Here is a 13,213-nt window from a genome sequence, read left to right as displayed (position 1 = left end):
TTTTTCATTTAACTATTGACATTTATTAGCTGGACTTCTTTCGTAATGTTTTCGATACAAAGTTAGTAATGATAAATACGACAATCAGCCATACCAGTGCGACCGCCTGCCCGTATCCAGCCTGATATCCCGGAAAGATCATCCTGTATACATAGACATTGATGGACTCTGATGCATCTCCTTTTACCGCTGTCATAGAGTAATCGAACAACTTCAGTCCCCAGGACAAAAGCAGCGTTACGTTGGCTGTAAATGCAGGTACTATCATCGGCATCGTGATTTTTCTGAACTGCTGGAACCTTGTCGCCCCTTCTATAGAGGCACTTTCATACATACTTTCATCTACACCCAGAATAGCCGCTATGTAAATAATCATACAGTATCCGGAATCACGCCATATGGCAATCAGGGCAAGACCCGGAATTACCTGGCTGGGCACAGCCAGAGGGCTGGTCCATGAGAAGGTCTGGCATACCTGGTAGATAAGGTACTGTACCATATATGATGATAAAACCAGACTGATTACAAAAGGCATAAAAAACAATGTTCTTAACAGGTTGTTTAACTTGGTTGCTTTCTTTACCGCAAGTGCCATAGCGAGCCCAATCACATTACAGATGACAGTTTCAATCGCTGTAAACAGGAGTGTATTCTTTAAATCCCTCGGGATATTGATATCACGCAGGATACGCTTGAAATTATCCAGTCCGACAAAGTTCGAAGTCTTGCTGAACCCGTCCCAGTCTGTAAAGGCAATCGGGATGCCACGGATTAATGGATAGTACAGGAAAACAATCATGAATAGTACCGTTGGCAGCAAAAATAGTAAATAAACCCGTTCTCTTTTCCAATACCGCTTCATACTTCCACCGTTCCTTTCCCAAGCCGTCCGCCTGCCCGCAGAACCTGTCTGGCACACCCTGCCGGGCAGCGGAAGCTTTCAAAACCAGATGCCCTTAAAAAGCGGAAAATCTGGAATCAACTTCATCGAGGAAGCCTGTTACAAATTCTTCGGAATCTTTCCCGTCACCATAAGCTGCGAGTCCGTCTGAAAAGAATTTCTGAGCCATGTTCTGCCACTCTGACAGGTAACTTCCGTCAAAATATTTAAGGTCGCCTTTGAAATAATATTCACCGTTATCAAAATATTTGTTAATATCCTGGTTGATCGGATCTGGATTCTCAATTTCAGCAACCAGTTTTGATGCTGAATAAGACTTGCTGTTATCCGCCCATATGCTTAGGCCTTCTGCTGAAGTTGCATATTTCATCCAGGCCAGCGCTGCTTCCGTATTGCCCTCTGCAGCGATCATCATGGCATCATCCACACCGTAGCGGAGCTTATCTGTTGACTTGTCATCGCCCCACGGAACCGGGAATATTCCGATCTCTCCGTCAGGTGCGCCTTCACGCAGGATGCTTGCACAGAAGTTTCCGTGAATTGTAAAAGCACGGTCCATTGAGCAGAAGTTCTCATATGCAGTATCTCTGGTGATACTCATGTCATTTACTTCAATATATGGAATCAGCATCTCATATGCATTTTTCAATGCCTGCTTGAATTCCGGAACATCTTTGATTGAAATTTCTTTGTCCATAACCTTCTGGATTGCATCGGTATTGCCTCCCGCAATCAGGGCTGCATCCCAGAAAGTCTCCAGTGTGTAGTTACACGGATCTGTGTCTGCGCCGCCAAAGGCAACCGGTGTTACACCGTTTTCTTTTAAGGTATCACATACCTTGATCCATTCTGCTTTGGTTGTCGGAATCTCCAGGCCATACTTATCCAGCAGCTCCTGACGATAGAATACACCGTAGATTTCTTTATCATATGGTACGGACCATATTTTTCCGTCCAGTGTTACTTCTGCGCGGAGTTTTTCATCAAAGTCGTTGATAAAGTCCTCATTTGTCAGGTCATACACCTGTCCTGCCTTGACAAATTCGGGGAATTCTTTCGGACGTCCTGTGAAAATACTTGGAGGGTCGCCAGCAGACATTTCCTGTTTCAGCCGCTCTACATACTTGTCATAAGACAGGCAGATAATTTCAAACTTGTACTCCGGATGTGCTTTTTCCACTTCCCGGCTGATTGCTTCCAGCCCGGCTTTCTTGCCGGCCTCTCCGAACTGTGTCAGAATCTCTACAGTCTCGGTTTTTCCGCCGCCTTTACCGGAATTCTTATCTTCATCTTTAGAATCAGATCCCGATCCACATCCGGCAATCAGAGCCGCGCTCATCGTTACGCACAGTGCTGCCGCTGCAATTTTTGAGAATAAATCTCTTCTTTTCATTTTAATACCTCCCTTTCATCGCACTTCATTTTTTATCAAAAATCCCCTGTCCTGATATTATTTAGATATATGCCGTCATTTCGATCCATCCTCTGTGTACGCTGCCAGGCTCTGCAATAATCAGACCGCTTTTTTCATATCCTTTGTTATAGAAGTTATGCGCGTCCGTCATACAGGTCTGGTTTTCCAGACAAAAGAAATCTTCCTCCGGTGTAAATACTACCATCTTATCAAATTCACTGGATGCAGATAATACAAGCCGGTTCCTGCCGTAGCTGATTTCCGCCTCCTGACCACTTAACCCGGTATATACGTCATCCAGCGAAAGGCTTGTTACCTCGCGGGGCCTGCTTAAGTCGAAGCCGGTCCCCCCGGTCTTAAGAATCTTTCCTGTCGGGAAGCGGTCCGGTGTACTTTCAAATACCTGCTTCGCAGGAACCCGTATCTTTGCTGTCTCACCAAATGCATATACCGGGAAAAACGGGTGGATTGCAAATCCGAACGGCAGTTCCTCCTGCCCCTGATTATGTACCTCATATTCCAGCCGTATCCCGTTCACTGTCAGCTCCCATGATACCTTCAGGGTATGCCTCCACGGAAAGCTTTGATAAGGGGCGCTTCCCTCTTTAAACTCGATCCATGCACACACCTTCACGCCCTGTTCGGTAAACTCCGGCTGGCCCGCCGTCCATTTCTCATCGTACACAAGTCCATGCAGATACCGTGGCACACCGTTTTTTTCAATTGAATATATCTTTCCTTTAAACTGAAACCTTGCATCCTTTACACGGTTCGGTGTCGGGTATAAAACAGGAATTCCAGAAAACCCTTCATTTCTCAATGTTTCCGGTCTGGTATAAATCAGGTCTTCCTGTCCCGCTTCATACCCGATCAGATTAAAGCCGTAATCCGGCGCAAGATATAGTTTCTGTTCTTTTCCTGATTCATCCGTACTTCGCAGTACGATGACATTCCCGTATTCCCTGTGATGTATAGTTTCATAATTAAATCGCTTCTTCATCCGAACACATCCTTCTCAATATCAGTCTGGGATATTTTTGCTTTTACTCAATTACAACTGTCCGATTCTCTCCTGTCACGCCCGGGTAAGCAAAGCTGTTCTTTGCATCGTCACACTCCGGATGTGCAATCATCCACTTATTATTACCGAACAACAGTCTCTCTTCGCCCTGTCTCTGGGGGATTGCTTTTCTGGTTTCTTCACTTAGCGGAGCATTCGTCATCTCCGGAAGAATAATCGCTGTAGCAAAACCTGTATTACTCGTCTGGCACGGTGCGAAATGCAGCGTCGTTCCAAAAAGTTCGACTGCAGTCCCCTTCGGGACAAAGAACAGTTCCAGCAATTCAGAGTCATAGTGGTTATCCTTTACGTCACGCAGATCTCCCAGCATCAGGACCATGTCCTTCGCCCCGATATTAATTTCAGAAGAATGGTGGTACTCCACTGCATTCATTTTTATATTGTGTCCCCAGCAAAGTCCGCACTGAAGTGCACCTTCTCCTCCAAACCATTGTTCAATATACCGGAAGTCTTCCGTTTCTTCCAGTTCCTTAATTGAACGTTCATATTTCACCCCGTCAAAGTCCCTGCCAAAGCTGCCGGCCACCCGGATCAGTTCCTCTACCGGCAGTCCTTCCAGAATCCTTCCATAACGGGCAAACCGCTCATTGGTTATATCATATATCTGTCCCATTTCTTCTCCTTTTTTATGGGACATACACCTTTACATCCAGCACAATTTTCTTGACCTCCTGAGAGGTTTTGTGTATCAGGTCCAAAAGAAGACTCGTAGCAACAACTGACATCTTAATATCCTTCGCTCCCACGCTGGCAATCTTTATCGGTAAAGGAAATGTCGCCATAACATGATCAAACCCTATAATATCCCGCGCACTTATCGCTTTGTCCTTAAAATCTTCGCTGTCCAGCAGTGAATACAGCCGCATGGCCGTCATATCACTGTAAGTAATTACTCCCGTATAATCGAGTACCTGGCTCAACTGGTATTTCACCTGATCCCATATCATCTTGTCGTTTTTCAGGTCGCAGTGCAGTACTTTTCTTTCATCGTAAGGAATCCCTGCCTCCAGTAAAGCCTGTTTATACCCACTCAGACGTTCTTTGCTGCTGTGTGCAAAATCAGGTCCGTTTAAAAACACAATGTCTCTGTGCCCTCTTTCCAGAAGGTACTGTGTTGCAATATATCCGCCTTTCTCATCATCCAGTCCCACCGTATTAATTTCCGGGTTCTGACTGATACCTCCAAAAATCACAAACGGAATATTAGATTTTGCCAGCAGCTCTGTATTCGGTCCATCCTTTACTACCGGACAATACAAGATTCCGTCTACATTCTGTCTGAGCGCGGAAAGGATACTATTCTTCTCATAGTCTTCCCGCTCCTCTGTATTGTAAATGATTGCACTGTACTGCTGTGCGCTTAATAAGTTCACAGCACCCTTAATGATTGACGCAAAATACGGGTTGGCAATATCTCCGACTATGATGGCAATCGTGCCCGTCAGGCCGGAGCGCATGGAACTTGCAAGGGCATTTCCGATATATCCCATCTCCTCTGCTGTCTCCACAATCAGTTTCCTCGTATCCTCACTCACTCTCTGTCCCTTCATTGCCAACGATACTGTATTGATTGAAAACCCTGTTTTTTCTGCGATATCTTTCAATGTTACTTTTCTTTTATTCATTATGGATGCTTCCTCTCTTTTTTTTCTTCTATTATATATATTAACGTTCAAATTTGCAAAACAAGAGAGTTAAAATAAGCCTTTTTTATAAATATCTACCCTTTTATCAATTTCGGTATAGTCGATCACGCCTGTCTCCAGAAACTTTCTGGTCGTTTCTGCATCCGGGATTCCTGCACGTCCTCCCTGCCTTGTACATTTGATCGCAGAAACAGCAGATGCAAACCTTGCGATATACTCCGGTTCCCAGCCCTGAAGCATTCCATATATGAATGCTCCGTGGAATACATCACCTGCCCCATTCGTATCCACAACGTCTATCTCTGTAAATGCCTTCTGGTCGATGACGGTATCCTTATATACGCCCCTGCATCCTTTGTCGCCCAGCGTTACGAGTGCCACTTCCGGCCCCATTGCCTGTATTTCCCTGCAGTGCCCTATATAATCCTCATCCTCGAACATGCCCTGATAAAATTCTTCGGAACAAATGAATACATCAATCAGTTCTATGTTATCCATTGTTCTTTTTTCATAAAGGTCAGCATCAATGACAACTTTCACGCCATTCGCTCTGGCTATGATGGCAGCCTTAATACTGATTTCATCCATTTCTGTCACAAGCAGATATTTTGCCTGGCTTATATATGCCTCATCCAGCTCTTCAGCCTTCAGATTCCTCTTACTCCCGTCATTCGCGACGAAACAGCGCTCTTTCGTGTATGTCTCGGTCAAAACAATGGTGTAGTTGGTCGTTCCTTCTTCATCTACGTATAAATGACTCGTATCCACTCCGTTCATCTTGAAGTCATTGATACAGGCTTTCCCATAAAGATCGCCTCCCACTACTCCGATAATCCCTGCCCTGGCCCCCAGCACGGAAGCTGCGGCCAGTCCTGTAGAGACCATGCCGCCCCCCTGCCAGCTGGAAGAAAGGATCTTGGACAAGACATGGACACGTGCCTTTGGTATCTGCTCAATCCGGACAAGCATATCCTGCACCGGGTATCCTACTCCTACAACGTCCATATACATTCCTCCGCTTTATACGCTTCTCCAGTATGCTTCAATCTCTTCCTTTGTCGGTGAGACCGGATCAGCCTTTATGCCGATATATTTACATGCTTCATACAGGATATGTGCTACTTTGCCGTGTACTCCCGCACAGTGGTGGATATAAGGGCCCTTTACAAGGTGCTCTTCCCACATCGGCCAGTCATTGACTTCGAACCAGCTGTATGTACCGCGTGTCTTCGGTCCATCCACGCCTTTGCCTTCACCGATCAGCAGCTGGTATTCGCCATGATCTCCATCGAAACGGCATACAGTAATATCTCCGTGTTCAATCTCCCAGTGGTTCTGTGTCGGCATCGGTCCCAGATCCTGACAGAGAAGCTCTACCTTGTGCTCTGCCCCTTCCCTTGCCAGTGACGGCGGGAAGTTTCCGCAGTGCCATAAAAGCTCTGCATTGTCATTTTCCGGATGGCGGATCGTCAGGTCTGCAAAGAATATGGATCTCGTGCAGAATACTGCTGACTGCAGAATAATGGATGTAATCGCGCCATGTATATCTGTCTCACATGCAACAGGGATTCCTTCTTCCGTCAGAAGGCTGTTCACTGTACATGTAGCTGATTTTACTGCCTTCTGAAGCGGTCCCCAGCAGTGGATTGCTACAGAATTGCAGTCATTGATCCTGCACAGTTCTTTTACAGCCACATAGAGGCGGACGCTGTTCATAAGCTGTTCTTCTGAGATCCCTTTGAGGCAGAGACTGTTTTCAAAACGCGCCCTCGCTTCTTTTACAAGCGGACTGTCTGTTTTCTCCAGTTCCTCTGTCATATCCTTGACATCCTGGATCGTAACCGGGAATACCTCGATTCCGAACTTCTCAACCAGCTCGCCTTCATTACAGATAACGCTCCAGAAAGGCTGTGGGCGGGTACTGATCTGCAGGACTCTTGTTTTCTTAAAATTCTTGACGATGGAGCAGACTGCCACGAATGATTTGTATCCTTTTTCAAAGACCGGATCTTCCAGTGCCACATTCGGAATGTAGGTAAATGGCAGATTGTACCGGCGCAGTGCCTTGCCAATCGCGAACAGCCCGCACTGTGTATCTCTGTAGCGGTCCTCATCAGGTACAGGTGTGTTGTCCCTCGGTCCCCAAAGCAGGATAGGTTTATTCACTTCCTTTGCCACCATAGCGGCAACAGATTCCTCACCGAAATTGCAGTTTGCAATGAAGAGTCCGTCTACCTCTGCATCCTTGAAAACTTTTACCGCTTTTGCCACATCTGACGGCTCTACGAGAAGTCCTTCGTCATTAATACCGTCAATGTCAACCAGTTCTGCCCCCCATCCGGAAACCATTTCTTTGATTTTCTCGCGGAATTCATGTCCCTCCGGGTGATTAAAACAGCCTCTCCTTGTAGCTGCGTATCCGATCTTTACTACTGACTCTGGCATATCTTAGCCCTCCTTTTTTGCTAAATGATAAATAGCTTCTACATCCTCTGTTTCCAGTTCTACAAAATGTCCGACCTTTCCAAGTTCATTTCTGTCACAGCGCTTAGCCAGGAAATGTAACTTAGCATCGTCCGCTTCGATTCCGGCATCCTCAAGTCTTGTAGGAAGTCCCAGTGACCGGAAGAACGCCTCTAATCTGACAATCCCTTCGTATGCCGCCGCTTCCGCATCATCCCTGTCATACTCAACGCCCCATACTTCCGTTGCAAAGCGGATAAATTGGGGAAGCCTCTGCCTGTATACATATTTCATAAATGCAGGATAGATGATTGCAAGTCCGCCGCCGTGAGCCATATCGTACTCCGCGCTCAGCTCATGCTCGATCGGATGGCTTGCCCAGTCTGCCTGTCTGCCGCAGTTGATTAAATTGTTATGTGCAAGTGTCCCGTTCCACATGATTTCTGCACGGTAATCATAATTCTCCGGCTCTGCCAGAGCTTTCGGTGCAAAATGGATCATGTTCTTCAAAAGTGCCTCGGCCATGCGGTCTGATACTCCATTGTTCGGTGTCTGTGTAAAATAGCGTTCCATGATATGTGCCATAATATCCACACATCCGCATGCGATCTGGTATCTCGGCATTGTATAGGTAATCTCCGGGTTCAGGATAGAGAATTTCGGATAAATATCATCTGAATCGCAGGAACGTTTCAGCCCTTCCTCCTCATTGGACAGAACCGATGAGTTGCTGGATTCACTGCCTGCAGCCGGTATCGTCAGGACAACACCTACGCCTACTGCTCCGACTGGTTCTGCTTTTTTAGCATATAAATCCCACACATCACCGTCGTATTTGATTCCCATTGCAGCTGCCTTTGCGGAATCGATGACACTGCCGCCCCCTACAGCGAGAATGAATCCAACCTCTTCTTTTTTGCAAAGCTCAATAGCTTCTCTGACAAGGCTGATCCTCGGGTTCGGTTTCACACCTCCCAGTTCCACATACTCCACCTGTGCCTCCTCAAGAGACTTTTTCACTTTGTCCAGAAGGCCGCTTCGTATAACGCTTCCGGCTCCGTAATGTAAAAGTACCTTCTTTGCATATCGGGCACATTCTTTCCCGACTTCCTTCTCCGTCCCTTTTCCAAAGATAATTTTCGTAGGGTTCCGGAATTCAAAATTTTTCATAGCCATCACTCCTTTTCTTTTATTTTATAAAATCCCACATGGGATTCCATATCGTGTAAATATCTGTGTATCCTCGCAAACAGCATCCTCTTCATCAAAACTAATTCTATATTCCTTGTGAATTGCATCGTATTTCGCCCTTGTCAGGGTATTGTAAGGTAAAAGTTCCACTGGAAGTTTCCTTGGAAGCCCTGCTAAAAACTCTGCTGTCTGCCTGTAATTTTCTTCTGTTGCATTCACCCCCGGTATCATGGGGATCCGGACCGTGCATGGAATATCTGTTCCTGCCAGCCACCGGATATTGTCCAGAATAAGTCTGTTGGATATTCCTGTATACCGTCTGTGCTGTTCTTCATCCATCAGTTTCAGATCTACATACACAAAGTCGGCCCGCCTGCATATATTTTCAAAGACCTGCCCCCGAACGGCAGCCGAAGTCTCAATCGCTTTTGAGACATCACCAATCCCATCCATGATTTCCGCCAGAAAAGCTTCCTGCATCAACGGCTCGCCTCCCGAAAAAGTCACACCACCTGTGCATCCTTTCCACATAACGGCATAATCCCTGATCTCATCTATGATTTCAACGGAACGAACCGTCCTGCCGCCTTCCACCGGCTGCCCCTCAGGGTTATGGCACCACTCACATCTCAGCGGACATCCCTGCAGGAAATACGTCACGCGGATTCCCTCTCCATCGTAAACGGCAAATTCCTTTGTATCGAATATCCTTCCCGTTTCCATAATACCTCCTATAAGCCCCGCCTGTATGGGCTCCGGCAGACTATCCTTCCATTTAGACCGTATACTCTGCCCGCCTGATCAGGTGATCCTGGTAAACCTTATCCAGTTCTACGAAGTAAGCACTCCATCCCCATACCCTGACAATCAGGTTCCTGTAGTTTTCCGGGTGGCGCTGTGCATCTTTCAGTGTCTCTGCGTTGATTGCATTCAGCTGGAGCTGGTGCCCTTTATTTTTTATAAACATCTGCACGAGGGATGCCACCTTCTGAATTCCCTCTTCGCCCCTGAAGACACTGTCATGGAATTCCAGTGTCAGAGGCCCGCCGTTTGCCACACGCTCCAGATTGGGTGCAGTGAATGACTTAATCACAGATAAAGGCCCTTTTGTCTTAACAGACAGTCCCGGTGAAAAGTTTGCCGGGAAATATTCACCCTTCCTTCTGCCGTCCGGTGATGCCCCGAGTTCTTCCGCATGGCGGATATAATACATCGCCGATCCGGTTCCTGCACGGTATATGCCGCCTCTTTCATTCTTCCTGCCAGCCACTTCGTCCGCAAATGCGTCCAGAAGCCAGACTCCATATTTATCCACCGCAGGGTTCCCATCCCCCATATGCGGCATCTCATCTCTTACGAGCTTCAGATAAGGCAGATCTTCCGGAAAATCATCCCTGACCGCCCCGATCAGTTCTTCCGCCGTAATTTTCTTTTCAGTAAAATAGTACATTTCCAATGCATACAGGGAATCTGCCGCACAGGAAATCCCGGTGCCGTGCAGGCCGTAATTATTGTAAACACATCCCTGCGAAATATCTTTAAGCTCTTCCGTGCATCCATACATCAGCATAGACAGGTAAGGTGCCGGGTACATAAAAATCGGTTCCAGCCGCTTTGTAATATCATCAACTTCCGCCTTCAGTTCCTCAAGAAGTTTTTCTTTGAATGCCCCGAAGCTGTCTGTTTCTTTTAAGTACTTCTCCACACACCGGTTCACAATCTTCGGAAACGATACTGCTTCTATATTCGGAATGTCCATCCCTTTTCCCGGTATAATGAATTCCCAGCAGGCCGCCACCGTGTAATTGCGTGCATCTTCTAACTGATATCCCCATCTTGTCAATGCGGGAATGACTACGTCATCATTCGAATACTGTGGGAATCCAAGGCCCGCTTTTGTGAGTCTGGTCGCCTCTTCATACTGCTTAATCCCGGTATCCTGGTTCACCCTTAGATTAATCTTCGGGTCGATCAGCTTCAATTCCCTGCTGGCGCGCAGGCACATCTCTGACAGTTCGTTGAAACAGTCCTTTCCATCCTTATCCACACCACCCAGCATCAGGCTCTGTCCGTTATCCCCCTGCTGGACCCCCGGATACAGGTCATTGTCAATGTTGCATGCCAGAAAGAATTCCTCGATGCAGGAAAACGCTTCTTCATCCGTCAGCCTTCCTTTTTCTAAATCTTCTTTATAGTAAGGATACAAATACTGGTCAAACCGTCCCAGCCCTATATGATATTCCCCTTCCAGCCATGCCAGATAGTGCAGGAGGCGCAGAAGCTGTAGTGCCTCCGGAAAACTCTCTGCCCCGGTATGTACACTTCTTCTTAAAGAAGCCGCCTTGCCTTTGCGTCCGTCCTCCTCAAGTGCCTCTGCATACTTTTCTGTAAAAGAATAGATGCTGCGGATGATCTCTGAAAGAATATCTGCGTACTCCTCTTTATCAGAACCGCCGGGCTCTGTCTTTGCTTTCTGAATCTTCTTTTCTATGCTTTCAAAGCCCCCTGCAAGTACTTCACTGTAATCAGGTGAGATATTACATACATGCCCTTTTTCATGTAAATAATATTGATTCCTGAGTGCTTTTTCCTCGTTTGTATTAACGATACAACTATTTTCAACTATCGTTCTCATGAAAACCAGATCCATTCCCGGTATGAATGCCGGATGCTCCTGCTCAAGCATCCAGATCAGGTGGTTCTTCTTCCTCAGCAACAGTTCGTGACTTCCAAGTGCCGTGTTTACCTGACTTTCTGTTAATTCACCACTTTTGTCCCAGTCTTTATTTTTTCTAAATTTTGCATGTTTTTTGTTTAATATGTACTTTTTTATTTGTTTCATTTCTTCTGTCACTATTTTTTTACCTCACTTTCAAAAAAGGTATTGACATTAACGTTAATATGAACGATAATACAATTATAGCAACGAGAGACACATCTGTCAATACAACTCGTGAAGAAAAATAATTATTTTAAAGGAGGCAATTATTATGGCACTCGTATCAATGACTCAAATGTTACAAAACGCACGTGCAAACAAATGCGCAGTTGGAGGATTCATGATCTGGAATTATGATTCTGCCAAAGCAATCGCAGAAACCGCTCAGAAACTCGGACTTCCTGCTATCTATATTATCGGGGAAGGGGAGGCTATTTCTATGGGTGGCTTCGAGAATGTTGCCCGCATCGCAGAAAGCGTTGCAAAGACTGTGGATGTGCCGATTGCCCTGCATGCAGACCACTTCCGCTCCTACGATGCAATCGTACAGGCAATCGTTGCCGGATATTCTTCTGTTATGATTGATGCATCCCGCTTCCCTATCGAAGAGAACATCCGCCTTACAAAAGAGGTTGTAAAAGTGGCTCACGCTGCCGGCGTCAGTGTAGAGGCAGAACTGGGACGTCTTCCCGGTAATGAAGGTGATGAGGATGTAACGGTAGAGGAATCTTTCCAGACAGATCCGGAAGAAGCTGCTTATTTCGCAGAGCAGACCGGCATCGACGCACTGGCTGTTTCTATCGGAACCATGCACGGCGCTTATCCGAAGTCTTTCAAACCAGAAATCAATATTCCGAGACTGATTGAGATCGAGCAGAAAGTTTCCATTCCGTTAGTTATGCACGGTGGAAGCGGCACACCTCAGGACAAGATTGCAGAAGCTGTAAACCACGGAATCGCTAAGATCAATATCGCAACAGACCTCGTAACCGCTGCTGCAAAGAGAATCGCAGAAGTACAGCAGGCAGAGGATTTCAGATATAATGTAAACAGCACCTTCCAGGCAGGCAAAGAAGCAATCTGCGAAGTTGTTGAGCAAAGAATGAGACTGCTGAACCAGAATATCCTGAAATAAATGCGCTTATACAGATTATCCATGTGAAAAGTTACATATAACCCAAAAAGTGTGCAGGCCGCCTGAAAGCTGTCTGCACACTTTTTCTCTAATCTTTCTTTATTTCCATAATGCAGAAAACAAGATAAAAGATATTTTAAGACTGTGCCTGTCCTCTGCATCATTTATGATAATACAGACGGCATACCTCATCCCCTTTTGCGATACTCTTCAGCAGCTTCAGTTCCCCACCATAAGCCTCGCCGATCCCATGATCCCCGCACATTGCAATATCACAAAGCGTCGCAATCTCCTCATCAGAGCAGCCTGCCTTCTGCCACGCCTTAACAAGCGGACAATAATGAAAATCAATAGCCAGTACCTGGGGCGTACTTCTCCTGATCTTCATTTCAAATACGAGTTGGGCGGGTTTCGTAAACAATGTCTTACGAAGTCCGGTAAAATCCTTTGTCCTGCCCTTTTTCACTAACCCGGCCCCTTGGCTCAGTCCGCATCTTTTGATGGCTGCACTTCCAAAGTCTTTCCAGTCCAGACCACGTTTTCCCGCCTCATCACACAGTAAATAAAGCCATAGCGCCCGATGTTCCAGCTGTTCACGGACAGCTGTTATCACACCATTTTTAATCTTAGGTTCATTTTTTATCCTGCTCATATTCCTCCCTT

The 13,213-nt window shown here is 46.2% G+C and carries 12 protein-coding genes; 1 reads left to right on the top strand and 11 read right to left on the bottom strand.

Features of this window, described 5'->3' with window-relative positions:
• Nucleotides 1-25: 25 nt before the first annotated feature.
• From DWX43_RS09575 to DWX43_RS09530, 10 genes are all read right to left on the bottom strand, one after another.
• Nucleotides 26-862, bottom strand: a complete 837-nt coding sequence (locus tag DWX43_RS09575) for a sugar ABC transporter permease (RefSeq protein ID WP_118620142.1) — start codon at nt 860-862, stop codon at nt 26-28.
• A gap of 94 nt (nt 863-956) precedes the next feature.
• The gene (locus tag DWX43_RS09570) at nt 957-2,294 is read right to left on the bottom strand and encodes an extracellular solute-binding protein (RefSeq protein ID WP_109731087.1); all 1,338 of its coding nucleotides are present in this window, start codon (nt 2,292-2,294) and stop codon (nt 957-959) included.
• 61 nt (nt 2,295-2,355) lie between these two features.
• A complete protein-coding gene (locus DWX43_RS09565; protein WP_109731086.1) occupies nt 2,356-3,315 on the bottom strand; it encodes an aldose 1-epimerase in 960 nt (319 codons plus the stop codon).
• 43 nt (nt 3,316-3,358) lie between these two features.
• Nucleotides 3,359-4,009 carry a DUF4867 family protein gene (locus DWX43_RS09560; RefSeq protein WP_181368655.1) on the bottom strand — a complete coding sequence of 217 codons (651 nt, stop codon included), beginning with the start codon at nt 4,007-4,009 and terminating at the stop codon, nt 3,359-3,361.
• 13 nt (nt 4,010-4,022) lie between these two features.
• Nucleotides 4,023-5,021: a LacI family DNA-binding transcriptional regulator gene (locus DWX43_RS09555; RefSeq protein ID WP_109731084.1), complete on the bottom strand. Its 999-nt coding sequence runs from the start codon at nt 5,019-5,021 to the stop codon at nt 4,023-4,025.
• A gap of 69 nt (nt 5,022-5,090) precedes the next feature.
• Nucleotides 5,091-6,047, bottom strand: a complete 957-nt coding sequence (locus DWX43_RS09550; RefSeq protein WP_181368654.1) for a carbohydrate kinase family protein — start codon at nt 6,045-6,047, stop codon at nt 5,091-5,093.
• 15 nt (nt 6,048-6,062) lie between these two features.
• On the bottom strand, nt 6,063-7,487 hold the full coding sequence (locus DWX43_RS09545) for an L-fucose/L-arabinose isomerase family protein (protein ID WP_109731082.1): 1,425 nt from the start codon (nt 7,485-7,487) through the stop codon (nt 6,063-6,065).
• A 3-nt stretch (nt 7,488-7,490) separates the two neighbouring features.
• Nucleotides 7,491-8,675 carry an iron-containing alcohol dehydrogenase gene (locus tag DWX43_RS09540; protein ID WP_118620141.1) on the bottom strand — a complete coding sequence of 395 codons (1,185 nt, stop codon included), beginning with the start codon at nt 8,673-8,675 and terminating at the stop codon, nt 7,491-7,493.
• A gap of 24 nt (nt 8,676-8,699) precedes the next feature.
• Nucleotides 8,700-9,419, bottom strand: a complete 720-nt coding sequence (locus tag DWX43_RS09535; RefSeq protein ID WP_118620140.1) for a radical SAM protein — start codon at nt 9,417-9,419, stop codon at nt 8,700-8,702.
• Between the two features lie 52 nt (nt 9,420-9,471).
• Nucleotides 9,472-11,538 (bottom strand): pyruvate formate lyase family protein, encoded by a 2,067-nt coding sequence (locus DWX43_RS09530; RefSeq protein ID WP_147356299.1) that lies wholly within the window; start codon nt 11,536-11,538, stop codon nt 9,472-9,474.
• A gap of 148 nt (nt 11,539-11,686) precedes the next feature.
• On the opposite strand from DWX43_RS09530, the gene DWX43_RS09525 reads away from it, so the two are divergent.
• Complete coding sequence (locus tag DWX43_RS09525; RefSeq protein ID WP_109731078.1) at nt 11,687-12,550, top strand: class II fructose-bisphosphate aldolase; 864 nt, start codon at nt 11,687-11,689, stop codon at nt 12,548-12,550.
• A gap of 160 nt (nt 12,551-12,710) precedes the next feature.
• Here DWX43_RS09525 and DWX43_RS09520 read toward each other — a convergent pair whose 3' ends face one another.
• Nucleotides 12,711-13,202: an L-2-amino-thiazoline-4-carboxylic acid hydrolase gene (locus DWX43_RS09520; RefSeq protein ID WP_109731077.1), complete on the bottom strand. Its 492-nt coding sequence runs from the start codon at nt 13,200-13,202 to the stop codon at nt 12,711-12,713.
• Between the last annotated feature and the right edge of the window lie 11 nt (nt 13,203-13,213).

Source organism: Clostridium sp. AF19-22AC (genome assembly GCF_003479085.1).
In the GTDB taxonomy this organism is placed as follows: domain Bacteria; phylum Bacillota; class Clostridia; order Lachnospirales; family Lachnospiraceae; genus Faecalicatena_A; species Faecalicatena_A orotica.
Note: the sequence above shows the minus strand (reverse complement) of the source record. Positions and strands in the feature narration are given on the sequence as shown.

Coding starts and splice junctions, on each gene's coding strand:
- DWX43_RS09550 (WP_181368654.1), bottom strand. CDS start 6,047: ATGGACGTTGTAGGAGTAGGATACCCGGTGCAGGATATGCTTGTCCGG.
- DWX43_RS09525 (WP_109731078.1), top strand. CDS start 11,687: ATGGCACTCGTATCAATGACTCAAATGTTACAAAACGCACGTGCAAAC.
- DWX43_RS09520 (WP_109731077.1), bottom strand. CDS start 13,202: ATGAGCAGGATAAAAAATGAACCTAAGATTAAAAATGGTGTGATAACA.
- DWX43_RS09570 (WP_109731087.1), bottom strand. CDS start 2,294: ATGAAAAGAAGAGATTTATTCTCAAAAATTGCAGCGGCAGCACTGTGC.
- DWX43_RS09555 (WP_109731084.1), bottom strand. CDS start 5,021: ATGAATAAAAGAAAAGTAACATTGAAAGATATCGCAGAAAAAACAGGG.
- DWX43_RS09545 (WP_109731082.1), bottom strand. CDS start 7,487: ATGCCAGAGTCAGTAGTAAAGATCGGATACGCAGCTACAAGGAGAGGC.
- DWX43_RS09575 (WP_118620142.1), bottom strand. CDS start 862: ATGAAGCGGTATTGGAAAAGAGAACGGGTTTATTTACTATTTTTGCTG.
- DWX43_RS09565 (WP_109731086.1), bottom strand. CDS start 3,315: ATGAAGAAGCGATTTAATTATGAAACTATACATCACAGGGAATACGGG.
- DWX43_RS09530 (WP_147356299.1), bottom strand. CDS start 11,538: ATGAAACAAATAAAAAAGTACATATTAAACAAAAAACATGCAAAATTT.
- DWX43_RS09540 (WP_118620141.1), bottom strand. CDS start 8,675: ATGAAAAATTTTGAATTCCGGAACCCTACGAAAATTATCTTTGGAAAA.
- DWX43_RS09535 (WP_118620140.1), bottom strand. CDS start 9,419: ATGGAAACGGGAAGGATATTCGATACAAAGGAATTTGCCGTTTACGAT.
- DWX43_RS09560 (WP_181368655.1), bottom strand. CDS start 4,009: ATGGGACAGATATATGATATAACCAATGAGCGGTTTGCCCGTTATGGA.